Source organism: Colwellia sp. MB3u-4, from assembly GCF_014077065.1.
Lineage (GTDB): Bacteria > Pseudomonadota > Gammaproteobacteria > Enterobacterales > Alteromonadaceae > Cognaticolwellia.
Genome location: NZ_JACGVE010000075.1, coordinates 137,178 through 162,576, shown reverse-complemented (window position 1 = coordinate 162,576; position 25,399 = coordinate 137,178). Strand labels below are relative to the sequence as shown.

Here is a 25,399-nt window from a genome sequence, read left to right as displayed (position 1 = left end):
GATACCAATTCATTAAGGCATTTGGTATATCATCATTTTTTACGGATAAGATTCATTATGTCAGGTAATACTTTTGGTAAGTTATTTACAGTTACTTCATTTGGTGAAAGCCATGGGTTAGGCTTAGGGGCCATTATTGATGGTTGCCCTCCAGGCTTAGAGCTTAACGAAGCTGATTTACAGCATGACCTTGATCGACGCCGACCAGGCACATCGCGTTTTACCACCGCGCGCCGAGAAGCCGACGAAGTCAAAATAATGTCAGGTGTTTTTGAAGGTAAAACTACGGGCACACCTATTGGTTTATTAATTGAGAATACCGACCAACGTTCGCAAGATTACGGTGATATTGCCAAGACATTTCGTCCTGGCCATGCGGATTATACTTACTGGCAAAAATATGGCATTCGTGACTACCGTGGTGGCGGTCGCTCTTCGGCGCGTGAAACTGCGATGCGTGTGGCAGCGGGTGCAGTAGCAAAAAAATATTTAAAACAAAAATTTGGTATCACTATTCAAGCTTGTGTCACCCAGATTGGTGACGTATGTGCTGAAAATATTGATTGGAATATTGTTGAAGAAAATCCGTTTTTCTTTCCAGATGCGAATAAACTTGAACAATTAGATGAATTATTACGTGGCATTATGCGCAAAAAAGACTCTATCGGCGCTAAATTGATGGTAGTAGCGAATAATGTGCCTGTGGGTTTAGGTGAACCTATTTTTGATCGTTTAGACGCGGATATTGCCCATGCCTTAATGGGCATTAATGCGGTGAAAGCGGTAGAAGTTGGCGACGGTTTTGCTGTTGTTAATCAAAAAGGCTCTGAGCACAGAGACGAGTTAACCCCTGAGGGTTTTGCGTCAAATCATGCGGGTGGTGTTTTAGGTGGTATATCTTCAGGCCAACCCATTGTTGCGTCGATTGCATTAAAGCCAACCTCTAGTATCGGTGTTAGTGGTAAAACCGTTGATCTTGCGGGTAAGTCTGCTGACATTGTGACTAAAGGCCGTCATGATCCTTGTGTCGGCATTCGCGCAGTACCGATTGCTGAAGCTATGTTAGCCTTGACCTTGATGGATCATTATTTGAGACATCGTGCACAAAATATGGATGTGATTTGTCAAACGCCAGATATTGAACGTTAAGCTTGCGGGTAAATCCCCAAGCTATGGTAGCCTAACCTAATGGCTTCAAAACAATTCATGCGTTTGTCGACAAATTATTTTTGGTATTTTGGTCTCTTAGGTTTAATCGTGCCTTTTTTAGCGGTATTCCTTGATGCCAGAGGTTTTACTTCGCTAGAAATTGGTGAAATATTAGCGGTGATCACCGCAACAAAAATAGTAGCGCCGTCATTATGGGCGCAGCTTGCTGACAAGTCAGGTCAACAACTAACGATAGTGAAGGTTGGCGCACTGCTGTCGTTGTGTTGTTTTAGTTTGATTATTTGGACATTCAGTTACTGGCCATTAATGTTTAGTTTGGCCATGTTTAGCCTCTTTATTACCTCAATATTACCGCAAATTGAAGTGATGACGCTTAATTCTATTCGCAAAAGTGCGAAAATATATGCCCGCATTCGTTTATGGGGCAGTATCGGTTTTGTCATCGTTGCTATGCTCAGTGGTGAACTCATTGAGCGTTATTCTGCCGAAGCCTTTAGTTATATTGGTATTGTCATATTAGCAGGGCTTTTTATATCGACACTGTTCAACAAGCAACCTCGAATAGCCAAAAAAACCTCCGTTGATAATGTTTCTATTAAGGCCAAAGTGTTCAATCGTAACTTTTTGTTGTTCTTTTTTGCGGGCTTAATGTTGCAAATGAGCTTTGGGCCTTATTATGTTTTTTTTGCTTTATACCTTAAAAACTTAGCTTACTCAGGTTTTTTAATTGGTATTTTTATCGCTATTGGTGTGGTTGCTGAAATTGGGGTTTTTGTTTTTGCCGCTATTTTCTTTAAGAGTTTCTCACTAAAAACGTTAATTAGCATGAGTATATTATTGACGGCATTTCGCTGGTTTATTGTCGGACATTTTGCCAATAGCGATATGGCATTGGCATTTTCCCAACTGATCCACGCGCTAAGTTTTGGTTTATACCATAGTGCCAGTATTAGCTTTATTCAACAGCACTTTAACGCGAACCAACAAAGCCGAGGGCAGGCGATTTATATCGGTGGTGTTTATGGTGTTGGTGGTGCGATTGGTGCCTATGTAGCTGGCTTATTATGGCAAGAGGGTATTGGTGCCGTAATAACCTTTGATTTTGCGGCGATGACCGCCCTAATTGGCGGGGTTTTAGCGCTATTTTTGCGTAATAAACCCATTAAGCGAAAAGTCAGCCTAGCTTAGAATAATCGATTATTTATTTCACTGGCGATAAGTTAACCGTTTTACTTTGCTAGTAACGAAAAAGCTAGCCATTTTATCGGCTAGCTTTTTTGATTTTGCCTAGTTAGGTTAATTAACTAGGCGGTGTGTACTTAGGCGGTAGGTACTATTTTACTTCTTCACCAGCGGCTTGTTTATCAGCATGGTAGCTAGAACGTACAAGTGGACCACATGCGGCGTGATCAAAGCCCATTTTATCTGCTTCACGTTTAAACATAGCAAAGTCATCTGGGTGAACGTAACGCTCGACCGGTAAATGATGTTTACTCGGTTGTAAGTATTGACCAATAGTTAACATGGTAACGCCATGAGCACGTAAATCCCGCATCACTTGAAGAATTTCTTCGTTAGTTTCACCTAAGCCAACCATTAAACCAGATTTAGTCGGTACACTTGGGTTCGCCTCACCAAATTTTTTCAATAGATCTAATGACCATTGGTAGTTAGCGCCTGGGCGAGCTTTGGTATATAAACGCGGTGCGGTTTCTAGGTTGTGATTGAAAGTACCCGGTGGATGGGTATTTAAAATTTCTAAAGCACGATCCATACGGCCACGAAAATCAGGGACTAAAATTTCTACTTTAGTATGTGGTGAATGCTCGGCAATTTCGGTAATACAATCAACAAATTGTTGTGCGCCGCCATCACGAAGGTCATCGCGGTCAACAGAAGTGATCACTACGTATTTCAGCTTCATGTCTTTTAGCGTTAAGGCTAACTTGCGCGGCTCTTCTTTATTTACCGCCATTGGGCGGCCATGGCCAACATCACAAAATGGACAACGGCGGGTACAAATATCACCCAAAATCATAAAGGTTGCTGTACCGTTATTAAAACATTCTGATAAATTTGGGCATGACGCTTCTTCACAAACAGAATGTAAATTATGTTTACGTAGTGCTGCTTTTATACTATCAATACGCTCTGAACTTTTTGGCAGTTTAATGCGTAACCAATTAGGTTTTCTTAGCATGGTTTCGCGCTCAGAAGTCATAACCTTAATAGGAATATGCGCCATTTTTTCGGCATCGCGTAGTTTAGTGCCTGGAGTAATTTGTGATGATTTAGTGGTCATGTATTGTTTCCAATCCCGTTTGATAAGATAAATGCTGGGTGTTTAATAACTCACTTAGGTGTTTAACCAATGAGTCACCCGCTTGATCTACTGTGGCAGGGCCTTGTAAATCGATTGTTTGTATCATTTCTAAGCCTTGGTAACCGCAGGGGTTAATGCGTAGAAATGGTGATAAGTCCATATTAACATTTAATGCCAAACCATGAAATGAGCAGCCTTTACGTACTCTAAGACCTAAAGAGGCAATTTTTTTATCTTCAACATAAACACCGGGTGCGTCAGGCTTTGCTTTTGCCGTAATGCCAAAGTCTGCCATTGAGGCTACGATGCCATCTTCAATTAGCGTAACCAGTGTTCTTATGCCCATTTTTCTTCGACGTAGATTGATCATAAAGTAGATCACTTGTTGGCCAGGGCCGTGATAGGTGACTTGCCCGCCACGATCTACTTTTACCACTGGAATATCTCCAGGCATAAGTAGGTGTTCATCTTTACCTGCTTGTCCTTGAGTAAATATTGGCGGATGCTCTACCAGCCAAAGTTCATCAGCAGTACTTTCGTCTCGATTATCGGTGAAATTTTGCATGGCATGCCAAACATCAACATAGTCGAGGTTATTAAGTTGCCGAATAATCAATGTGTTTTTCAAAATACATCTCTATAGGTTTTATTGCGGGTATTATAGCTAAATAATAATGGGAATACACCGGATAAGAAGTAGGGTCAAAGCACGTAACGTACTTGTTCAATGGCGTTCAAGGTTTTATATATTGTTTCAATATGTTCTTTACTGGTAACCGTAACAACCACTGAAATTGAATGATAATTTCCTTTCGAGCTTGGTTTTACCTTTGGCGCATAATCACCAGGCGTGTGTTTTTGCAACTCACCAACAACTAGGTCTGGTAATTCGTCACACGCGATACCCATGACTTTAAAGTTTAGTACGGTGGGGAAATCTAATAATTCATCAAATTTAGTATTCATTTTATTCTCTTAATCGGTAAAAAAACCCATATGCTGTAGGTGGTTTAATCATGACTAGCATATTCGAGTTAGTGGTAAATAAACCAATCCATGTGGTAATAATTTATGCGGCTGAATGTGCCAATTGGTGATATTTTAACACTATTTGTTACGAATGTGACCAGTCGAGGCTAGTTATTGGATATAAATGAGGGGGAGATTAACTAATATCAATGTTTGGTGATGGTTTTATTTTCTAATACAGCTGAATTAAAGCAGAAAACTTAGCCTAGGCTAAGTTTTCTGTGCAGTTTAGTATAACCAATAAAACAGTGATTAAAACTAGTTAATAAATTGCAGCTTTACATAGTCGATCAATTTATTAAACAGGCTACCTTCTTGAACTTCTTGTAGCGTTACTAATGGGTATTGGGCAATATCTTCACCGTCGAGTTGTAAAAATAATTTGCCTACTACTTCACCTTTTTGCAGTGGCGCTGTAAGTTGCTTGTCTAACTCAAAATTTGCTTGTAAGTTTTTACGTTGACCACGAGGAATGGTAATTGGGGTATTAACCATAATACCTAAGTCAACTTCTTTGCGATCGCCCATCCAAACTCTATCACTAACAAATTTTTCACCGGCTTTATAGGGTGTGTATGTTTCGTAAAAACGGAAACCATAGTTCAGTAGTTTTTTACTCTCTACTTTACGAGCGCGCTCGCTGTCTGTACCCATAACGACACTGACTAAGCGCATATCGCCTTTAGTAGCCGATGTGACTAAACTATAGCCTGCTTGTGAGGTATGGCCGGTTTTTAAACCGTCAACATTCATACTTTTATCCCACAATAAACTATTGCGGTTATATTGTTTAATGTTGTTATAAGTAAAAGACTTTTGGCGATACAACTTGTACTCATCGGGTACATCGCGAATAAGGGCAATGGCCAGTGTTGCCATATCACGCGCTGTGGTTTTGTGTTCTTTGCTGTCTAAGCCATGACTGTTTTCAAAAAAACTACTATACATGCCTAATTGTTCAGCGTGGGCATTCATTAATTGGGCAAATGCACCTTCACTACCGGCAATATGTTCAGCCATAGCAACACAGGCGTCATTTCCTGATGCAACGATAATACCTTGGTTTAACAAGCTTACTGATACTTCTGTACCCACTTCAATAAACATTTTTGATGACTCAGGGAAGTTTTTTGCCCAAGCTTTTTCGCTAATTTTAACGGGGTCATCATTACTGATATTACCATTATCTAGCTCTTTACCTATGATGTAACTAGTCATCATTTTGGTCAAGCTTGCTGGCGCAAGTAAAATATCGGCATTACTTTCTGCAATAACCGTACCCGTGGCATAATCTATTAAAATGTGGCCTTTAGCACTTACTTCTGGAGCGGGTGGGATAATAGTTTGTGCATGAGAAAGGGAGCAAACACTTAATAATACAGAGCCTAAAACAGTTAATAACTTTATCGGTTTTTTAGGTACTCGAGTAACTTTGATTTGGGGCATAATTGTCCTACAGCGCTATCATTTAATGGAAATTATAAAAACATTTAATGGAAATTATAAAAATTTTGTGCAGTATAACATTTTTCTTTTTTAATACTAATCAGTGCTACCTCAATTTGTTACCTTTGATGAATTTTGCTAATTATTTGTCTACGTTCAGTCGTAGTAATATGACTTGTTCGTTAAACATATTCGTTAAACATATTCGCTAAAAAATAACGGTTAACCTTAGGGCTTAATATTTTACTCGTGCATAAAAGTTACTAGTGAATAAAGTTACTGGCGAATAAAAGCTTTAGGGTAACCATCTGCTTTAATGGCTAACAATAACCTAGTTAATTCATCACTGCGCTCTATCGGACCAACAAGCACACGAAAAATTCCATTTATTTGTTCTAATAGGGTATTTATTTGATGTTGTTTAATTAATCCCTTGGCAAGTTTGGTCGCTTGAGTATGACTTCTACTAGCAAATACCTGAATATATTGCGCTGTAGGTGTCACCTTTAATGGCGATGGTGTTGCTGTTTCAAGCTCAATTTTTCTCGTGGCTATTGTTTCAGTTGCGACTGAAAGCGTTGTTTTTGGCAAAGGCGTGATTTTTTTTGCTTTATCTGTGGGGCGTTGATTGCTGGCCTGAAGTTTGGCTAAACCATTAAGCGTAAAATCAGTGATTGCTGTAATGGTTACATTGGCAGTACCTGTTTTTAGCATATCGAGCTTATAAGCGGCACTGTATGACAAATCAATAATACGGCTTTGATGAAAAGGGCCACGGTCATTAACTCGAACAATAACAGATAGCCCATTGCTATTATTAACAACCCTTAAATAGCTAGGTAAAGGTAAGTTCTTATGGGCGGCACTCATGGCATACATATCGTAAATTTCGCCATTCGAGGTTAAGTGACCATGAAACTTTCGACCATACCAAGAGGCCGTTCCGGCTTGACTAAAATTTTCTGCACTGTTTAATACTTGATAGTCTTCACCGCGTACTTGATAGTGTTTATTACCACCAAGGCTAAAGGCTTCAGCTCGCGGCGTAGCATCATGAAGTTCGCTAGCGGTAGGTAAGCGGCTGGGTGTACTGTCATTTTTTTGTTGGTAGCGACCATAGTTAGCGCTACAAGCCGAGACAAGTATGATCAATACACATAGGTATATAGGGTGGTTGATGTTTAGTTTCGCCATAAATATCAGTAGACTCTATTATTATTTACGTCAATCGTTTATTCGGTGATTTTTTATACGCTATTATTCCATGCGCTATTATTTAATACGCCATTCTTTTTGCTAGATATTAAATCTTCTATGGGTGCTTATTGCCATAAGCATGCCAAATCCTGCCATTAATGTCACCATTGATGTGCCACCGTAACTAATTAAAGGTAGGGGTACACCCACCACAGGCAATAAACCAGAAACCATGCCGATATTAACAAATATATACACAAAAAATGTCAGTGTTAAGCTGCCAGCCAAAAGCTTAGTAAAGGCATGCTGAGCATTGACCGCAATCCATAAGCCGCGCATAACAATGGCCAGATATACTGTTAACAATAAGCCTACACCAATTAAGCCAAATTCTTCACTAAATACCGCAAAAATAAAGTCAGTATGGCGCTCAGGTAAAAACTCTAGTTGTGATTGAGTACCTTGTAACCAGCCCTTACCGTGTATACCACCGGAGCCGATGGCAATTTTAGATTGAATAATATGGTAGCCTGAGCCAAGTGGATCTTGTTCAGGATTTAAAAATGTTAGCACCCGTTGTTTTTGATAAGGTTTCATCAAAAACATCCATAAAACTGGCGCAAATGCAGATGCTAAACCAACACAGGCCCCGATAAGTTTCCAACTGGCACCCGCAAGAAATATAACAAATATACCTGAGCTTGCGATCAGTAAAGACGTGCCTAAATCAGGTTGTTTTGCAATGAGCAGAGTGGGTATTAAGACTAAAATAAAAGCGATGATTATTTTGGAAATTTTGATTGGTAAATCGTATTGACTAACATACCAAGCGATCATAATAGGCATGATAAGTTTCATAATTTCAGAGGGTTGAAACTTGGTAAAGCCAAGGTCTAACCAACGTTGAGCACCTTTGCCAACATGTCCAAATAGTAGTACGGCACTTAATAACATTAAGCCGATAATGAAGACAGGCACCGCCCATCTTCGATAAGACAAGGGGGGGATTTGCGCAACAATAAACATCACAAATAGTGCTAAGCCAACACGCTTTGCATGTCTTATTAGCACAGCAGACTCTTGTCCACCTGCGCTATAGACGACAAATAATCCCAGTGTTAGTAAGATTAAAATCCCGATTAATAATGGCAGGTCAATATGTAAACGTTGCCATAAAGTGCGCTGTTGGTGTTGATCATGTCCGGTATTACGCACTAGGGATTACCTGCTGTATTTTTTATTTTTTGATGAAAATCGTTGCTATGATGTGGATGCTTGCGCGGGTCTTTACTGATAATTTCGCGATCACCAAAGTACTGATCCATAATCTGGCGGGCAACCGGTCCGGCATTGGTACCACCACCACCTTCAGCAACATTCTCTATGGCAACCGCAATCACTATTTCAGGGTTTTCGTACGGAGCAAAGGCAATGAACATAGCATTGTCACGTTTACTTTCTTTAACTTGACTCGCATCGTATTCTTCACCTTGTTCGATATTAGCGGTTTGTGCCGAACCCGTTTTACCTGCCGCGTCGTATTTACTGCCTTTAAATGCGGCATAGCCGGTCGCGCCAAATTTTTGCACGGTATTATGTAAACCGTCTAAAACCAGATCCCAGCTATGTTGGTTTTTTAAGATGATAGGCTGTTTTTCATCAACAACATATTCAGTGACAATGGTTTGCGCTGTGCTAGCATCTTGGTCGTTAACAACCACTTCAGTGGTTGCTTTTAATAAGTGTGGTACCTTAATCTCACCCTTGTTGACTAAGATGGATAGGGCTTGTGATAATTGCAGTGGCGTGACTGACCAGTAACTTTGACCAATACCTACCGATAGGGTTTCACCCGTATACCAAGGTTTATTATAACGGGCTCTTTTCCATTCGATACTGGGCATAATTGCACGACTTTCTTCGTGCAGGTCAATACCAGTATATTCACCGAAGCCGAATTTTCTCATCATTTGACTAATACGGGTAATGCCTAATTTATAGGCCAAATCGTAGTAATAAACATTACAAGACTGTTCTAACGATTTAGATAAACCGACTTTGCCATGGCCCCATTTTTTCCAGTCACGTCGCTTAGTTTCTATCCCGGGGAGTTGATAAAATCCGGGATCATAAATTTCTGTTTCTGGCGTAATGACCCCCGCGTCTAAACCCGTAATAGCTAATAACGGTTTAATCGTTGACGCGGGTGGGTATCCTTGTAATGTTCTGTTAAGTAAGGGTTTATTGCTTTGTGGAGCTAAAAGTTTTTTATATTTTTTGCTGCTAATGCCATGCACAAACAAGTTGCCATCAAAACTTGGGTTTGAATACATAGCAAGCACGCCACCGTCTCTTGGGTCAATGGCGACAATCGCACCACGTTTACCCGAAAGCGCCCGTTTTGCGATCATTTGTAGCTCAATATCCAAGGTTAAGGTCAGGTCTTTACCGGGAATGGGTGGGGTAAAGTCTAAGGTACGAATGATCCGACCTTGGTTGTTAATTTCTACTTCTTGGTGGCCAATGGTACCGTGTAAAATGTCTTGGTAATAGCGTTCTAATCCGCGTTTACCAATATTGCGCGTAGCGGCATAGTTTTCAGCTAAGCCTTGCTGTTCTAACGCGAGTGAGTCTCTACCATTAATACGTGCGACATAGCCCAGTGAGTGGGTGGTTAATTCAGCAAAAGGGTAATAACGCTTTAAACGTGCATCAATAAAAAAACCCGGAAATTTATGCTGATTGACCGAAAATAAGGCGACCTGTTGCTCACTTAAGCGTGAATAAAGCTCGATCGGTTTAAAACGACGTTTGCTTTTCATTGCTTGCAGTAGTTTGTCTTGTTTTTCTTGGCTTATATCTAACAGTTGGCTAACTTCTGACAAGCGCTTTTTAATGTCATTTACTTGCTCGGGGATCACTTCTAAGCTGTAAACGGGGGTATTGTCAGCCAGTAAAACACCGTTTCTATCGTAGATTAAGCCTCTATTTGGCGCGACAGGTAAAAGTTTAATCCGGTTGGAGTTTGAGCGTGTTTGGTATTTTTCATAGGAGCTAACTTGAAGATTATAAATATTACTAAATAACACTAGTGAAAGTATGATGATAGCCGCAAAGGTGATGAAGGTACGGCGGGCAAATAAATTAGCTTCAGCGCTATGATTTCTAATAACAACACGTTTTTTGGGTGCCATTATTTATTCTCTATGATAGGGGTGATTATTATTGATTGACCAAGCACGATAGAGGCTTTCAGCCACAACAATTCGAACCATAGGGTGTGGTAAGGTCAGCGGTGACAATGACCACTTTTGCTCAGATGCCTGAATGCAAGCGGGGGCTAAACCTTCCGGTCCACCAACTAAGAGCGCTACATCTCGGCTATCTACATGCCAACGTTCCAGTTGTTTGGCAAGATCAGGCGTCGTCCAAGGCTTGCCTTCTACTTCTAAGGTAACAATGCGATTACCTTTTGGAATAGCCGCTAACATTAGCTCACCTTCTTTTTCAAGAATGCGGGCAATGTCTGCATTTTTACCGCGTTTCCCTGGTGAAATCTCCACTAGATGGAAACTCATATCACGAGGAAATCTACGGCAATATTCGCTAAACCCTTGGCTAACCCAAGCGGGCATTTTATTACCAACGGCATATAAGGTAATGCGCATTGTTGTTTAGACTACTGCCATAGTTGTTCTAGTTGATAACGCTCACGAGTCTCATCAGTCATCACATGTACAACAACATCACCTAAGTCGACTAAAGACCATTCACCGACATCATTTCCTTCAACACCCAAGGCTTCAATACCAGCTGCACGGCATTCAATAGTGAGTGATTGTGCAATGGAAATAACATGGCGTTTTGAGTTACCAGAACAAACTAACATGTAGTCAGTGAAACTCGATTTTGTAGCTACTTCTAGTATAACGATATCGCGGCCTTTCATATCTTCGATTTTTTCGGTAACAAAAGTAATTAGGTCTGAACTTTGCAAAGTGGGATCTCTATAATTAACAACAATAATCGGCGATAATAGCATTATTTTGTTTGTCAGTTAACCATCTAATGCAGTAAATAGCCGTTTTTTTGCACAACAATGGATTTATTTCACTTAACCTCTCCCCAAGTGATACAAAATGAGTGATTTTGCTGCTGTTATTGAAAAATAATGGCGTTATCGATAGAGCTTATGTTGCTCTATATAATCATATACGCATTGAGGTAGATATTGGCTGACGTCTACGCCCGCTTTAATTTTGGCTCTTATTGTGGTCGAGGAAATATCCACAGGGCTACTTTCATGAATAAGTATTTGTCCAGTTTTCTGGCGCTGTAATTGCGCAAGACTATAAATTAAACGAGACTTTAGTGCGGGTTCAAGTGCCTCTTCCAACGCTAGGTGCGGGTAACCTGGGCGAATATTAACCACTAAGTTACATAAGGTGAGAATGTCTTGCCAGCTGCGCCATTGGGTAAATGATAAGAGTGAGTCCATACCCATAATAAAATATAAAGCGGCATTAGGTTGCTCAGTTTTTATTTGCTGTAAGGTATCGACGGTATATGAAGGGATGTGACGCTTGAGTTCACGAGTATCAAGGGTAAATACTGGGCTTTTATCACAGACTAAAGCCACCATTTTAGTACGCTGTTTCGCATTGGCATGAGTGCCAGCTTTATGTGGCGGGATATGAGCAGGAATTAAATGTAATTGTTTTGCGCCTAACCATTGCGCGGTTTCTTGGGCCGGTAAGATGTGACCGAGATGAATAGGGTCAAAGGTACCGCCAAGTAACGCGATAAGCGTTGGCGTTTCTTGGTTAGTTATACTCATAATCTAAACTGAAGTGTTGACTGATGTTATCGTGAAATAAGCTGATAAAAACATCACTGAGCAAAATAAAAGCGTTAAAGTCGCTACTGGTTTTACTGAGTAAGTCCACTTGCGCTAACCTCGCTAATGCTTGCTCGGCATTGCTTAAGCTTATATTGTTTAACGCATGCTGATATAAGGGTTTTTTCTTCTCCCAAATACGGTATTGCTTAAAAATGTCGTTAATATGACTGCCTTGTTCTATTTGTTCTAACATGGCATAAAGCTGACTTATTTCTTTGTGAACCACCCAAACTAATTGGCCAAATGCGCTATTGTCATGCTGCATTTGATCTAAGATAGTTAAGCACTTTTTAAGATCGCCAATCAGCAAAGTGTCGATCAGTTGAAAAGGATTAAATCTCGCTTGTTTAATTAAAAGTTGCTCTGCTTCTTCAACACTCACGGGTTGCTGTGAGAATAATATCGACAGTTTTTGCAACTCTTGAGCTAATGCCGGTAAATTACCTTCAAATAATTCAGTCATTAAATTAATAACATCGTCAGGTAAAGTCAATTGCAACTGCCGAGCTTGATTGCTGAGCCATTGTTTTAATTGTTTACCTTCAATATCGTATAAAGGTACAAAGCAACCAGCAGCTTCTAACGCTTTGAACCACTTGCGCTTTTGTGTGGCAGCGTCAATTTTAGGGCCATGAAAGATGAGTTGAATATCTTTATGTAACAGGGTGAGTAATTGCGCTATACCTTTCGCACCATTATCGCCAATTTTACCTGTAGTAAACTCTACTTCTATAATGCGTAACGATGAAAACAAACTCATCGACTGATATTCTTGAAACAGCTCATCCCAATTAAATTTATCATCAATGCTAAAACGAATAACTTCGTCAAAACCTTGTTTTTTAGCACTATTTTTAATTTTTTCTAAGGCGTCATTTTTTTGCCAAGGCTCATCACCAAAGACTAACCATATCGGTTTAAAGCCTTGTGTTAAGGTTTTCTCGAGGTGATTATGATAAATGCGCATGTGAAGTTACCTAGAGCTGAATACTAGCCATGTCACGTAAAATTTTATTGGCGGCTTCTTTACGCATTTCTCGTAACATTAACGACAATTCGCGACTTTTTGCTAGGGCAATATCAGGATCATCTTGATAGTCACGATTAAGCTCAAAGCGGAAATTTTGAATATCTTGTCCGGGGATTAAAATTTGATAGCGTACGGTATAAATAAGCTCGTATTCTGCTACTTGACCATTTGGGAAAACCGACAGTGTTCTTCGGTCTAAGTTGTCTTGTAGTATGCGCATTTGCGGAATAGCTTTTTCACTTTGTCGCACTAAAGTCACATCGTTAATGCTTAAGTGCTGCTTGACTAAACGGGTGAGTTCACCATATTGATCAACCGAGCTAAATACAATAGTTTGTAGCTCAGGCGCTAATAAATAATTGCCGCGTAGTTGAAAGCCACAACCATTTAACATCATTAAGACAATGCTAAAGGATAAAAGTTTGCTTACTCGACGAATTATTAATGGCTGCATAAAGTGTTCACTTTTTATAGGTAAAATTCAATCAGTGCATAGCCGACAAGTTTTAGCTATGCACTTTTAAATCGCTGTTTTAATTAAGTTATCATTAACAGCTGTAACAATAGAAGCTACTAATTAGCAACAATATTCAATAGCTTACCCGGTACATAAATCACTTTACGTACGGTTTTACCGTCAAGAAATTTGCTAACATTGACATCATTAAAACCGATTTCTTCAACTGCTTCTTTTGTTGCCTCGGCTGACACAGTAATTTTAGCGCGCAATTTACCGTTAACTTGTACAATAATAAGCTTTTCATCTTCCACTAAAGCGGTGGCGTCAACCACTGGCCAGGCAGTATTTTCAACTGGCTTACCATCGCCAACCATGTTCCATAAATGATGACTTAAATGTGGCACAATAGGAGTTAGCATTAAGACTACCGCACGAATAGCTTCATGCATCACCACGCGATCTTCAGTGCTAGCAATACTCGCTTTACCTAAATGATTCATCAATTCCATGATCGCGGCAATAGCGGTATTAAAAGTGTTTCGACGACCAATATCATCACTGACTTTAGCAATGGTTTTATGCAATTCAAGACGTAATGATTTTTGCGCCGAGTTAAGCGTTAAGTTGGCAACCTTGGGTGCCGCTTTTGACACTTCTGCAACTTGGGTAAAGTCATAAGTGAGTTTCCAAACCCGCTTTAAGAATCTATGTGCACCTTCCACGCCGGCATCACACCATTCTAATGTTTGCTCTGGTGGCGAGGTAAACATGATAAATAGTCGTACGGTATCAGCGCCATATAAATTAATAACTGCTTGTGGGTCAATACCGTTATTTTTCGATTTTGACATTTTGCTCATGCCAGCAGAAATAACCGGTTTGCCATCTAATTTACTGATAGCAGAAGTGACATGGCCTTTTTCATCACGCTCAACATCAACGTCTGTCGGTGCAATCCAATCTTGTCCGCCATTGTCTGCTTCACGATAATAGGTATCAGCTAATACCATGCCTTGACAGAGCAATTTCTTAAAAGGTTCGTTAGATTCTACTAAGCCAGCATCACGTAATAATTTATGGAAAAAACGGGCATAAAGTAAATGTAAAATGGCATGCTCAATACCACCAATGTATTGATCTACCGGCAACCAATAATTAGCTTTGGCTGGATCTAACATTTGTGTGTCATCGTTCGGTGAACAATAACGCGCGTAATACCATGATGATTCCATAAAGGTGTCAAAGGTATCTGTTTCGCGAAATGCTTCTTCACCATTGAAGGTGGTTTTAGCCCATTCAGGATTATCTTTAATTGGTGAAGTTACGCCATTCATCACTACATCTTCGGGTAGTTCAACAGGTAGTTGATCCGCTGGTACCGGCACAGACTCGCCATTGGCTAAATGTAGCATTGGAATCGGTGTACCCCAATAACGTTGACGAGAAACACCCCAGTCACGTAAGCGATAATTTACCGTGACTTTACCTTTGTTTTCAGCGATTAATTTTTCTGAAATAGCTTTAAAAGCCTCTTCAAAATTTAAACCGTCAAATTCACCCGAATTAACTAAAACACTCTTGCCAGTAATCGCCGCTTTTGTAACGTCAGCGCTTTCATCACTGGCAATAACTTGTTTAATCTCTAGACCATACTTAGTGGCGAATTCCCAATCGCGTTGGTCGTGACCCGGTACAGACATAACGGCGCCTGAGCCATAGTCCATCAGTACGAAGTTTGCCGCCCAAACAGGTACTATTTCACCGCTAATCGGGTGGAGTGCTTTTAAGCCGGTATCAACGCCTTTTTTCTCCATTGTCGCCATATCGGCTTCAGTAGATTTATTCGTTTTACAGCCTTGAATAAATGCCGCTAGTGCTGGATTCGTTTCAGCCGCAGCTAAGGCTAATGGATGCTGGGCAGCCAAGGCGACATAAGTCACCCCCATGATGGTATCTGGGCGCGTGGTGTAGATATCGAAGCTTTCAGTTGAGTCGGCCACTTGAAAGGTCATATCTACACCTTCAGAGCGACCAATCCAATTACGTTGCATGGTTTTAACTTGTTCAGGCCAATCGGTTAATTGGTCTAAGTCGTTAATTAATTCTTCAGCATAAGCTGTGATTTTAATGAACCATTGCGGTATTTCTTTACGCTCAACTAGCGCGCCAGAGCGCCAGCCACGACCATCTATTACTTGCTCGTTAGCTAATACGGTTTGATCAACAGGATCCCAATTCACCGTGGCATTTTTCTTATACACTAAGCCTTTTTCATATAGCTGAGTGAAGAACCACTGTTCCCAACGGTAATAGTCTTTTTTACAAGTCGCTAATTCACGACTCCAGTCGTAACCAAAACCTAATGACTTTAATTGGTTACGCATGTAATCAATATTTTCATAAGTCCATTTGGCAGGCGCGGAGTTATTTTTAATCGCGGCATTTTCAGCTGGCAAACCAAAAGCGTCCCAACCCATAGGTTGCATCACATTTTTGCCTTGCATGCGTTGGTAACGAGAAATCACATCACCTAAACTGTAGTTACGCACGTGGCCCATATGGAGTCGACCACTTGGGTATGGAAACATCGCCAAGCAATAAAACTTTTCTTTTCCTGGTAACTCTTCGGCTTTGAAGGTGTCGTTATCAGTCCAAAATTTCTGAACTTCGGCTTCAATTGATTGGGGATTGTAGATGGATTCCATTAAGATTTCTCAAACACACTTAAATAAGAGCCTTAACCCGCTTTTTTGACAATTTTACCTTGATAAAATTTGTCATGTTAAGGCTAGGTTTTAGCGATAAAAATATTCTTGATAGGATACCTTATCTCTAGCCGTTGCGACAAGTTAAAGCAGGGCTATGCGGAAAATTTTTCTAGATAAGCGAAAAATATTGCGCATTAACAGCTAAATAGCTGATAAAAGCCACTTTAGTCGTTGTTATATGCTTTAATAAAGTGCTGGTGGCTGAGGTTATCTACTCAATAAGTAGACTAATAAGTGATTTTTAAATGAGGGCAGCATGATGAAAAAAAAGCAATCTCAAATTCAAGAGCTTTATCAAAAGTTACAAACATGGTTGGAAGACACCAAGGATAACGAAATTCGCTCGGCTGTTGAATTACTCGAACAAGCGAAAACAATATTGATGGCTGCTGAGCAAATTCCTGAGCAGCAAGTTAAACAGTTTATCGCTAATCTTAAGTACGACTTGGGGGATTTTTATCAGCAATATCAAGCGGACATTAAGCATTCAATATATTTAGAGCTACTTAATGAAAACCTTTGGTCAAGCTTGGCGCAAATTACCGATAAGTCGCAAGTTGAATGGGCCGAGCTGATGGATGATTTTCAACATCAAGATGGCTACCATGTCGGTGATTATGTTGGTTTTGGTCAGTTAAAATGTAAAGCATGCCAAGATTGTGTTACTTATAGCCACCCAAATGTTGTTACGGATTGTATTACCTGTGGTGGTCAAGACTTTGATCGATTGAGTTTAACGCCGTAAAAACAACTTTTTTTGATGGTTTTTCTTTATATTATTTTGCTGTTCAGTGGCGTGTCGCTGTACACTGTGCTTATTGTAGCCGTATTTATTTCACCTGATATTAAAATCGCACTCCCGAGAGATCTTCTATGACAAATGTGTCAACAAATACACGTCTTAAACCTTGCCAGTTAACCGCAGACCTAACGGTTAAACAATTTGCTAATGCCACATCGACCTCAGAAATTGAACAAGTATTTATTGGCCATGAAAGAGCGAAAGAAGCACTAACTTTTGGCTTGTCGATGGATGCACCAGGTTTTAATGTTTACGCCATGGGTGAGCATGGTACCGGGCGTCAAACCCTGATCAAGCAAATGTTAGCCTCAACAGCGAGTCAAGAGCCTACACCTGATGAATGGTGTTATATCAACAATTTTGATGACCCAAATTCGCCATATAGCCTTTATGTTAGTCCAGGTGATGGTAAGCAATTACTTACTCGCATGAATACCTTTATTGATGAGTTAATGGATTTGTTTCCAGAGATTTTTGATAACCCTGGCTATCAACGTCAAAAAGCGGCGATTGATCGTGACTTTAATAAAAAATATGATCAAGCGATTACTGAGGTTGAAAAGGCGGCATTAAAAGATGATGTGGTGTTGCTCGAAGAAAATGGTGAAATTGGCTTTTCACCATTGGTTAAAGGTAAGCCACTTAATGATAAAGAGTTTGCTGAACTCAATGAACCAAAACGTGCTGACTTTTATATTTTGTTGGCCAAATTAGAAGATTTACTTTCTGAAAAATTAATTGAATTACCGCAATGGAAACGTATTTCTTCCGACAAATTACGTAAGTTAAAACATGAAACGGCAGCACAAAGTATTCAACCTTTTTTGAAAGAATTAGAAACAGAATTCGCCAGTAATACTGGCGTACAGAAATACTTAGCTAAAGTTAAAGCGCACGTTGTTGATGCTGTTTTAGAGTTACTGGTCGATGAAAGTAACGAGGCGCCTAATGACAAAGATATGCGTAAACTCATGGTGGAACGTTTTTTACCTAACTTATTGGTGACCCGAAAAGCCAATGAAGGTGCGCCAGTTATTTATGAACAGAATCCGACCTTTCAAAACCTGTTTGGCCATGTTGATTTTGGTAGTTTTCAAGGCAGCAGTTACACCAGTTATCGTTTAATAAGACCCGGTGCGCTGCATAAAGCCAATGGCGGTTATATATTACTTGAAGCGGATAAACTTTTGACCCAACCTTTAGTTTGGGCGCGTTTAAAGCTAGCGCTAAAGTCGCAGCAAATTACTATCGAAAATCCGCATTCAGAATATGCACAACCGGGTGCCTTTAGTTTGCAACCAGAAAAAATCCCGTTAAATGTTAAAGTGATTTTATTGGGCGATCCTGAAATTTACTATACCTTACAAGATTATGATCAAGAGTTTACTGAGTTATTTCGAGTTTTGGCAGACTTTGATCGTCACTTAGAAAAAAACCAAAGTAACTTAAATGACTACGCCAGTTTAATTCGCCAGCGTGCCCATCGTAACCATTATCCACAAGTGACAGATGAAGCGGTATTTGAGTTAGTTAAATATGCGCTCAGGCGCGCAGAACACCAGCAAAAAATATCAGCTAATATAGTGGAGGTTAATGACTTATTAGACGAAGCTTTTTATTTATGGCAGCGATCAGATGGCAAAAATGACCTGTGCGGTAAACATATCACCATGGCATTGGCGGCCAAACAACGACGTACCGGCCGCATGAGTGAAGCTTGGTTAGAGGAAATTAAAGAGCGTCAGTTACTTATTGATACCGAAGGTGGGCAAGTAGGTAAAATTAATGGTTTAACCGTGTTAGAGATTGGTGATAGTGTTTTTGGTACCCCAGCTCGTATAACGGCGACCGTATATGCTGGTAGCCAAGGGGTGACAGATATTGAGCGTGAAGTTGATTTAGGTAAATCTATTCACTCAAAAGGTGTGTTGATTTTAACTGGTTATTTGGGCCACAAGTATGGGCAGAAATTTCCAGTGACTATTTCTGCTAATATTGCCATTGAGCAATCTTATGGCCATATTGATGGTGACAGTGCGTCAATGGCTGAGCTTTGTGTGTTAATTTCCGCTATCGCTAAGTTGCCGATAAATCAAGGTATCGCGATAACAGGTTCGATGAATCAACATGGCGAAGTGCAATCTATTGGCGGCGTTAATGAAAAAATAGAAGGTTTTTATCGTCTCTGCAAGGACAAAGGCTTAACGGGCGAGCAAGGTGTGATTATACCTAAAACAAATACCATTAATTTAATGTTGGCACCTGAGGTGATACAGGCAGTGGCCGATGGACAGTTTGCCATTTATGCGGTTGACAATATTGATCAAGCGATAGAGATTTTAATGGCGCAACCCGCTGGAGCAATCACGCGTACTGGCCGTTATCCAAGAAAATCAATCCATGGTATGGTGCTAGATAAACTGTCAGCGTTTTCAGAGCTCATTAATGGCGCTGAAGAATAAGCTTAAAAGATAAGTTAGCTTGAATAATTAAGTAAAAAACCTCCTCTAACAATAAACACGGCAAGCGCCGTGTTTATTGCTTTTTACACCAGTTAAAATGTTTAAATGTTAATGTTCGCTTAAAAAACAAGCATTACTTAAATTCTTTTCTATACTGGCATTATCAACAATATTTTTCATCGTAATATTTTCCCAAGCACACGCGCCGAAATTCGAGTAAAAATTGATGATGCAAAGTTTGACTATTTGTACTTAGTTATAGGTGCTATCTCAGTAGGATTTATGAAGAGAGCATGTTAGCGAAAACGGAATAACAACAATAAAAAGTAAATGCAGCGAGTTAACCTTATCAATCAGTAATGGCGAGCTCCCTATAAAGATCAGGTACTTAAGCTGCCGAACAGACACTTTTTGTCTGTCCCATCTACTTAGTTGTTAATGTGTGATGAAATATGTGTGATGAATTTGAATGACACTGAAATCTAATCTAGCTAACTAACATTGACATCTTTAATTGCTAATGCGATTGCCAAGCTGCTGATGAGTATCTTGGTGATGGATTTTAAGTAGGTATCATAAGTAGGTATCGATGAGTTTGCTGTCTGTCGATTTGTAGTTTAATGAATTGTTTGCCAATGATATTTGGCATTATCACGCATTAGGTTATCAATGGAGGCTTTGTGGAAACATCGGATCAAATGACACAAGTATGGCCCATTGCGGCTTACTTTATTATTTTGGCTGCTATGCTCGTTCTGATGATGCTGCTATCCCATTTTCTTGGCCCCAAAGGTAAACAGCGAGCGAAGAACACCCCTTATGAATCCGGCATTGTTTCTGTCTCTGACAATAAAACCCGCTTTACTAATCACTTCTTTTTATATGCCATTTTTTTTGTCATTTTTGATTTAGAAACCATTTATCTTTTTGCTTGGGTTATTGCTTTTGATGAGGTGGGTTGGCCAGGTTTTATCGAAGCCAGTATTTTTATTACGGTATTACTGGCGGCATTAATTTATTTAATTCGTATTGGCGCATTAGAGTTAACCCGACGCCATCAACCTTTTAGAGCAACACAACTGCAGCGTTTGCAACAAGTTGAAAACCAGCCCGTTGAGCAAAGCCTCTTTGATAAAACTCTTTTTGATCAAACTAAAGGACAGCAATAATGGAATGGTCACTGACGAAAGCAAAATTAGATGACGCTATGGGGGAGATGAAAGGGGTTTCTGAAGCAGAATTAAAGCGCAGTGTTCTGTTTGCTAAGCTTGATGACATGGTGAATTGGGGGCGTAAAAATTCCATATGGCCGTTTAATTTTGGTTTAAGTTGTTGTTATGTCGAAATGGCAACGAGCTTTACCTCGCGACATGACATTGCTCGCTTTGGCGCTGAAGTGATTCGTGCAACGCCAAGACAAGCTGATTTAATGGTGATTTCAGGTACTTGCTTTCGAAAAATGGCGCCGGTGATCCAACACCTTTATGAACAATTATTAGAACCTCGTTGGATTATCTCCATGGGATCTTGCGCTAATTCTGGCGGTATGTACGACATTTATAGTGTTGTGCAAGGGGTTGATAAGTTTATCCCGGTTGATGTCTATGTGCCGGGTTGTCCGCCAAGGCCAGAAGCTTTGCTTGAAGCCTTATTGCTGTTGCAAACCAAAATACAACATCAGCCACGACCGTTAAGCTGGGCGGTTGGCGAACAGCAAGTCAGCGAAATTGGTAAACCGTCATTGCGAGACATTAAGCACGAAGAGCGTATTCAAGTGACGAACCTTGATTCACCCGATCACATTTAAGCGGCTGTTGGTGTTTTGCAACATTAACGTTTTAAAAACTGAGTGTTATTAAAACTGAGTGTTATTAAAGAAAAGTATCATTAAACAATGTGTTAATAAAGTTAAAACCCAGTAAAAACAGACTAATAAGAAAAATGGCAAGCGTGAAGGGAAGCTGATGGCATCACAAGTAAATATCAAAGCGAGTAATGATTGGCAGATGCTACAAGCTGTGCCTTTGCTTGATGAAATTATTACCCTTGCACCTAAGCTCAAGTTACAGCCGGTCAGTGCTGTTGAAAACATTGTTGACGATATTCCTTCTTATTGGTTAGAAAAAAACCAGTTAATGACATTGATGCAAGTGTTAAAGCAAGAGTTAGCTCAGCCGTTTGATATGTGTTTTGATCTTACCGCTATCGATGAAAGCGAACGAGAGCATCAATCATTGTCATCACAAGCCTTTACGGTCAGCTACCATTTACGATCATATCAACGTAATCAAGACATTCGAATTAAAGTTGCGCTGAGCACTACAGATAAAAGCTTAGAAAGTGTTTGTAGTTTATGGCCAAATGCCAATTGGTACGAACGAGAAGTTTGGGATATGTTCGGTATTATTTTTAAAAACCATCCACATTTAAGCCGAATTTTAATGCCAGATACCTGGCAAGGACACCCGTTACTTAAAACTCATCCTGCGCGTGCAACTGAAATGGACCCCTTCACGCTTCCTCCTTATCAACAAGATAAAGAACAAGCAGCACTACAATTTAACCCTGAAGCTTGGGGTATGAAGCGACAAAGTAAAGACAGCGATTTTATGTTCTTAAACCTTGGGCCCAATCACCCGAGTGTTCATGGTGCCTTTCGTATTGTGTTACAAATGGAAGGCGAAGAAATAGTCGATTGTGTGCCCGATATCGGTTATCACCACCGCGGTGCTGAAAAAATGGGCGAGCGACAATCTTGGCACAGTTATATTCCTTATACCGACCGAATTGATTACCTTGGCGGCGTAATGAATAACTTTCCCTATGTAATGGCGGTTGAAAAACTGGCGGGCATTACCGTGCCGGATCGCGCGAAAGTTATTCGTATTATGACCGCAGAAATGTTTCGTATTCTTAGTCACTTACTATTTTATGGCACTTTCGCGCAAGATCTTGGCGCACTTTCACCTATATTTTATATGTTTATCGATCGTGAAAAACTCTTTGGCATTATTGAAGCCTTTACTGGCGCTCGCATGCATCCAAGTTGGTTCCGCATTGGCGGTGTTGCACAAGACTTGCCAATAGGTTGGGAGGGGTTAGTGCGCGATTACGTTAATTATCTACCTAAGCGCCTTGATGAATATGAAAAAATGGTCATGCAAAATTCAATTTTAAAGCAACGTACTGTCGGCATTGGTGCTTATTCCACGCAAGAAGCTATTGACTGGGGCGTAACGGGTCCAGGATTAAGGGCAACCGGTTTTTCATGGGATCTACGCAAGCAGCGGCCTTATGGTGGTTATGATCAATTTGATTTTGAAGTACCGCTGGGCCACAAGGGTGATTGCTATGATCGTTGTCGGGTGCGTATAGAGGAAATGCGCCAGAGTATTCGCATTATTAAACAGTGCCTTAACAATATGCCTGAAGGGCCTTATAAAGCTGAGCATCCGCAAACTACGCCACCATTAAAAGATCGCACCATGCGTGATATTGATACCTTAATACCGCATTTTCTCAATGTTTCATGGGGGCCTGTGATCCCCGCAGGTGAGGTGTCTATCAGTGTTGAAGCAACGAAAGGCATTATGGCCTATCACCTCATTAGCGATGGTAGCACCATGAGTTATCGCACCCGTATTCGCACGCCTAGTTTCCCTCACCTACAAATGTTGCCATTAATTAGCAAAGGACAAATGGTGGCCGATCTCATCGCGACACTGGGCAGTGTGGATTACGTGATGGCAGATGTTGACCGATAAATTTTTAAGCTTGTTTAATAGCAGTAAATTCAATATTGAAAAATATAGTTAAGTGAGTAATAGCAATAATTTCAGCTTTTTTGACAACCAATACTCGTTAATAAAGAGATAGTGATGGAAACAATCAACACCACAATAATTGATTATCAGCATTATTTAACGGCAACTGAAATTGCTGCTATTGAGCATGAGGCCAGTATTATGGAAACGCGTGAAGCTGCTGGTATTGAAGCACTTAAAGTGGTGCAAGCACACCGTGGTTGGATCAGTGATGAAAGCTTATTTGCCATTAGTGACTTGTTAGCTATTCCCGTTGCCCAACTAGAGGGTGTGGCGACTTTCTATAATTTAATTTACCGACAACCTGTTGGTCAAAATGTTATCCACTTGTGCGACAGCATTGCTTGTCATTTAACTGGCGCAGACTCTGTACTTGCTGCGATTAAGCAACATTTAAATATCGAATACGGCCAAACCACAGCAGACGGTAAATTCACACTACTTTCTAATGCGTGTTTAGGCAGTTGTGATAAAGCGCCCGCGATGATGATTGGCAACGAACATTATCAGTATTTAAGTCCAGAAATCGCGGTTGATATTTTACAAAAACTTGCGGCTAAGGGAGAAGTAAATGGCTGAGTCGATATCTAACAATAACATCAAGCCGTTAACCCAATGGGTGAATCTACAGCAGCCGTTGTCATTTGATGCATATTGCCAAGCGGGTGGTTATCAAGGATCAAAAGTTGCGCTGCAATATTCGCCCAATGAAGTACTTGAAATTGTGAAAAATTCAGGCTTAAAAGGGCGGGGTGGTGCAGGCTTCCCTACGGGCATGAAATGGAGTTTTGTGCCTATGTTTACTGATGGTGATGAAGAGGCGCCGGATAATAAATATTTAGTCGCTAATGCCGATGAAATGGAGCCCGGGACATTTAAAGATAAGTTATTACTTGAAGGTGTGCCGCACCAGTTGGTTGAAGCTATGATTATCGCGGCTTACACCATAGGTGCGAACAAAGCTTATATTTTTCTGCGCGGTGAATATTACTTAGCGGCAAAGCGCTTACAAGATGCCATTGACCAAGCGTACCAAAATAATTGGCTTGGTGAAAAAATTCAAGGCAGCTCATATTCAATGGATTTATACATCCATTGTAGTGCTGGTCGCTATATTTGTGGCGAAGAAACCGCCTTGATAAATGCGCTAGAAGGTAAGCGTGCAATCCCTCGAGCTAAGCCGCCATTTCCACAAGTCAGTGGTTTATTTGGCAAACCTACCATAGTCAATAATGTTGAGACTTTATGTAATTTACCGCACATTTTAAAAAATGGCATTGCATGGTTTCAGGCTATTTCTCCTAACAGTGATGCTGGTAGTAAAATTTACAGTGCTTGTGGGCGGGTGAAAAATCCGGGCTTGTGGGAACTTCCTATGGGGCCAACCTTGGGGGAGGTGTTATATGACTATGCCGGTGGTATGCAAGATGGCTTGAAATTTAAAGGGCTACTACCGGGTGGTGCATCGACTGACTTTTTAGTGGCAGAGCATTTAGATACACCAATGGATTTTGACTCTATCGCTAAAGTGGGTAGTCGTTTAGGCACAGGTGGCTTGATTGTTTTAGATGATAAAAACTGTCCTGTGGCTATGGTATTAAATTTGATGCGCTTTTTTGCCCAAGAGTCTTGTGGTTGGTGCACGCCTTGTCGAGATGGCACGCCTTGGGCTGTTGAAGTACTAACACGTATTGAGCAAGGCCAAGGTAAAATACAAGATTTAGACACCTTAGCTAAACTCTGCGATTTTATGTGGATAGGTAAAACCCATTGCGCCTTGGCTCCGGGAGCCGTAGAGCCGCTAAGAAGCGCTTTAAAATATTTTCATGATGATTTTTTGCAGCATATTGAGCATGGCTGTTGTCATTATAATCCGTCAATGAGCGCTAAACGCACTAAAGTATCGCAAGCTCAAGTAACAAATATTAAAAAACATCAGTCAGTTAAATCACCTCAGTCACCTCAATCTCCAAAGGTAGGGCAATAAC

22 protein-coding genes are annotated in these 25,399 nt (G+C 40.4%); 9 read left to right on the top strand and 13 right to left on the bottom strand.

Annotated features, from left to right (window positions below):
- The first annotated feature begins 57 nt into the window (after positions 1-57).
- Together aroC and H4J61_RS06990 are read left to right on the top strand one after the other, a co-directional pair.
- On the top strand, positions 58-1,149 hold the full coding sequence (gene aroC, locus H4J61_RS06995; protein WP_182138297.1) for a chorismate synthase: 1,092 nt from the start codon (positions 58-60) through the stop codon (positions 1,147-1,149).
- A gap of 39 nt (positions 1,150-1,188) precedes the next feature.
- On the top strand, positions 1,189-2,358 hold the full coding sequence (locus tag H4J61_RS06990) for an MFS transporter (protein ID WP_182184482.1): 1,170 nt from the start codon (positions 1,189-1,191) through the stop codon (positions 2,356-2,358).
- Between the two features lie 145 nt (positions 2,359-2,503).
- Here the strand turns inward: H4J61_RS06990 and lipA are convergent, their stop codons facing one another.
- From lipA to leuS, 13 genes are all read right to left on the bottom strand, one after another.
- Positions 2,504-3,472: a lipoyl synthase gene (gene lipA, locus H4J61_RS06985; protein WP_182138299.1), complete on the bottom strand. Its 969-nt coding sequence runs from the start codon at positions 3,470-3,472 to the stop codon at positions 2,504-2,506.
- Complete coding sequence (gene lipB / locus H4J61_RS06980) at positions 3,462-4,124, bottom strand: lipoyl(octanoyl) transferase LipB (protein ID WP_182138384.1); 663 nt, start codon at positions 4,122-4,124, stop codon at positions 3,462-3,464. Before lipB ends, lipA begins: the two co-directional genes overlap by 11 nt.
- A gap of 71 nt (positions 4,125-4,195) precedes the next feature.
- The gene (gene ybeD / locus H4J61_RS06975; RefSeq protein WP_182138300.1) at positions 4,196-4,459 is read right to left on the bottom strand and encodes a DUF493 family protein YbeD; all 264 of its coding nucleotides are present in this window, start codon (positions 4,457-4,459) and stop codon (positions 4,196-4,198) included.
- Positions 4,460-4,780: 321 nt separating this feature from the next.
- On the bottom strand, positions 4,781-5,968 hold the full coding sequence (locus H4J61_RS06970) for a serine hydrolase (protein ID WP_182184481.1): 1,188 nt from the start codon (positions 5,966-5,968) through the stop codon (positions 4,781-4,783).
- A gap of 276 nt (positions 5,969-6,244) precedes the next feature.
- Positions 6,245-7,162: a septal ring lytic transglycosylase RlpA family protein gene (locus tag H4J61_RS06965; RefSeq protein ID WP_182184480.1), complete on the bottom strand. Its 918-nt coding sequence runs from the start codon at positions 7,160-7,162 to the stop codon at positions 6,245-6,247.
- A 102-nt stretch (positions 7,163-7,264) separates the two neighbouring features.
- Complete coding sequence (rodA, locus tag H4J61_RS06960) at positions 7,265-8,380, bottom strand: rod shape-determining protein RodA (RefSeq protein WP_182184479.1); 1,116 nt, start codon at positions 8,378-8,380, stop codon at positions 7,265-7,267.
- Positions 8,380-10,359: a penicillin-binding protein 2 gene (gene mrdA, locus H4J61_RS06955; RefSeq protein ID WP_182184478.1), complete on the bottom strand. Its 1,980-nt coding sequence runs from the start codon at positions 10,357-10,359 to the stop codon at positions 8,380-8,382. Before mrdA ends, rodA begins: the two co-directional genes overlap by 1 nt.
- A gap of 3 nt (positions 10,360-10,362) precedes the next feature.
- Positions 10,363-10,833, bottom strand: coding sequence for a 23S rRNA (pseudouridine(1915)-N(3))-methyltransferase RlmH (rlmH, locus tag H4J61_RS06950; protein ID WP_126669858.1), 471 nt, complete (start codon positions 10,831-10,833; stop codon positions 10,363-10,365).
- An 11-nt stretch (positions 10,834-10,844) separates the two neighbouring features.
- Complete coding sequence (gene rsfS, locus H4J61_RS06945) at positions 10,845-11,162, bottom strand: ribosome silencing factor (RefSeq protein ID WP_259363159.1); 318 nt, start codon at positions 11,160-11,162, stop codon at positions 10,845-10,847.
- A gap of 180 nt (positions 11,163-11,342) precedes the next feature.
- Positions 11,343-12,002: a nicotinate-nucleotide adenylyltransferase gene (gene nadD / locus H4J61_RS06940; RefSeq protein WP_182184476.1), complete on the bottom strand. Its 660-nt coding sequence runs from the start codon at positions 12,000-12,002 to the stop codon at positions 11,343-11,345.
- Complete coding sequence (gene holA / locus H4J61_RS06935; protein ID WP_182184475.1) at positions 11,989-13,032, bottom strand: DNA polymerase III subunit delta; 1,044 nt, start codon at positions 13,030-13,032, stop codon at positions 11,989-11,991. Before holA ends, nadD begins: the two co-directional genes overlap by 14 nt.
- Positions 13,033-13,042: 10 nt before the next feature.
- Positions 13,043-13,549 carry an LPS assembly lipoprotein LptE gene (gene lptE / locus H4J61_RS06930; RefSeq protein ID WP_182184474.1) on the bottom strand — a complete coding sequence of 169 codons (507 nt, stop codon included), beginning with the start codon at positions 13,547-13,549 and terminating at the stop codon, positions 13,043-13,045.
- A 119-nt stretch (positions 13,550-13,668) separates the two neighbouring features.
- Entirely contained in the window at positions 13,669-16,260 is a 2,592-nt protein-coding gene (gene leuS / locus H4J61_RS06925; protein WP_182184473.1) for a leucine--tRNA ligase, read from the bottom strand.
- Positions 16,261-16,579: 319 nt separating this feature from the next.
- Here leuS and H4J61_RS06920 point away from each other — a divergent pair, with 319 nt between their 5' ends.
- The 7 genes from H4J61_RS06920 to nuoF all read left to right on the top strand — a co-directional run bounded on the left by H4J61_RS06920 (position 16,580) and on the right by nuoF (position 25,398).
- Positions 16,580-17,068, top strand: coding sequence for a zinc ribbon-containing protein (locus H4J61_RS06920; RefSeq protein ID WP_259363158.1), 489 nt, complete (start codon positions 16,580-16,582; stop codon positions 17,066-17,068).
- Between the two features lie 128 nt (positions 17,069-17,196).
- The gene (locus H4J61_RS06915; protein WP_182138311.1) at positions 17,197-19,587 is read left to right on the top strand and encodes an ATP-binding protein; all 2,391 of its coding nucleotides are present in this window, start codon (positions 17,197-17,199) and stop codon (positions 19,585-19,587) included.
- A gap of 680 nt (positions 19,588-20,267) precedes the next feature.
- Complete coding sequence (ndhC, locus tag H4J61_RS06910) at positions 20,268-20,756, top strand: NADH-quinone oxidoreductase subunit A (protein ID WP_310649838.1); 489 nt, start codon at positions 20,268-20,270, stop codon at positions 20,754-20,756.
- 38 nt (positions 20,757-20,794) lie between these two features.
- Positions 20,795-21,394 carry an NADH-quinone oxidoreductase subunit B family protein gene (locus H4J61_RS06905; protein ID WP_310649913.1) on the top strand — a complete coding sequence of 200 codons (600 nt, stop codon included), beginning with the start codon at positions 20,795-20,797 and terminating at the stop codon, positions 21,392-21,394.
- Positions 21,395-21,551: 157 nt separating this feature from the next.
- Complete coding sequence (gene nuoC / locus H4J61_RS06900) at positions 21,552-23,351, top strand: NADH-quinone oxidoreductase subunit C/D (RefSeq protein ID WP_182184471.1); 1,800 nt, start codon at positions 21,552-21,554, stop codon at positions 23,349-23,351.
- A 123-nt stretch (positions 23,352-23,474) separates the two neighbouring features.
- Positions 23,475-23,990, top strand: a complete 516-nt coding sequence (nuoE, locus tag H4J61_RS06895; RefSeq protein WP_404852062.1) for an NADH-quinone oxidoreductase subunit NuoE — start codon at positions 23,475-23,477, stop codon at positions 23,988-23,990.
- Positions 23,983-25,398, top strand: a complete 1,416-nt coding sequence (nuoF, locus tag H4J61_RS06890; protein ID WP_182184469.1) for an NADH-quinone oxidoreductase subunit NuoF — start codon at positions 23,983-23,985, stop codon at positions 25,396-25,398. Before nuoE ends, nuoF begins: the two co-directional genes overlap by 8 nt.
- The last annotated feature ends 1 nt before the right edge of the window (position 25,399 follow it).

Bases quoted from the DNA above. Each gene is read 5' to 3' on its own strand.
- aroC (WP_182138297.1), top strand. From the start codon at position 58: ATGTCAGGTAATACTTTTGGTAAGTTATTTACAGTTACTTCATTTGGT.
- H4J61_RS06990 (WP_182184482.1), top strand. From the start codon at position 1,189: ATGGCTTCAAAACAATTCATGCGTTTGTCGACAAATTATTTTTGGTAT.
- lipA (WP_182138299.1), bottom strand. From the start codon at position 3,472: ATGACCACTAAATCATCACAAATTACTCCAGGCACTAAACTACGCGAT.
- ybeD (WP_182138300.1), bottom strand. From the start codon at position 4,459: ATGAATACTAAATTTGATGAATTATTAGATTTCCCCACCGTACTAAAC.
- H4J61_RS06970 (WP_182184481.1), bottom strand. From the start codon at position 5,968: ATGCCCCAAATCAAAGTTACTCGAGTACCTAAAAAACCGATAAAGTTA.
- H4J61_RS06965 (WP_182184480.1), bottom strand. From the start codon at position 7,162: ATGGCGAAACTAAACATCAACCACCCTATATACCTATGTGTATTGATC.
- mrdA (WP_182184478.1), bottom strand. From the start codon at position 10,359: ATGGCACCCAAAAAACGTGTTGTTATTAGAAATCATAGCGCTGAAGCT.
- rlmH (WP_126669858.1), bottom strand. From the start codon at position 10,833: ATGCGCATTACCTTATATGCCGTTGGTAATAAAATGCCCGCTTGGGTT.
- nadD (WP_182184476.1), bottom strand. From the start codon at position 12,002: ATGAGTATAACTAACCAAGAAACGCCAACGCTTATCGCGTTACTTGGC.
- holA (WP_182184475.1), bottom strand. From the start codon at position 13,032: ATGCGCATTTATCATAATCACCTCGAGAAAACCTTAACACAAGGCTTT.
- lptE (WP_182184474.1), bottom strand. From the start codon at position 13,549: ATGCAGCCATTAATAATTCGTCGAGTAAGCAAACTTTTATCCTTTAGC.
- leuS (WP_182184473.1), bottom strand. From the start codon at position 16,260: ATGGAATCCATCTACAATCCCCAATCAATTGAAGCCGAAGTTCAGAAA.
- H4J61_RS06920 (WP_259363158.1), top strand. From the start codon at position 16,580: ATGATGAAAAAAAAGCAATCTCAAATTCAAGAGCTTTATCAAAAGTTA.
- H4J61_RS06915 (WP_182138311.1), top strand. From the start codon at position 17,197: ATGACAAATGTGTCAACAAATACACGTCTTAAACCTTGCCAGTTAACC.
- H4J61_RS06905 (WP_310649913.1), top strand. From the start codon at position 20,795: ATGGGGGAGATGAAAGGGGTTTCTGAAGCAGAATTAAAGCGCAGTGTT.
- nuoC (WP_182184471.1), top strand. From the start codon at position 21,552: ATGGCATCACAAGTAAATATCAAAGCGAGTAATGATTGGCAGATGCTA.
- nuoF (WP_182184469.1), top strand. From the start codon at position 23,983: ATGGCTGAGTCGATATCTAACAATAACATCAAGCCGTTAACCCAATGG.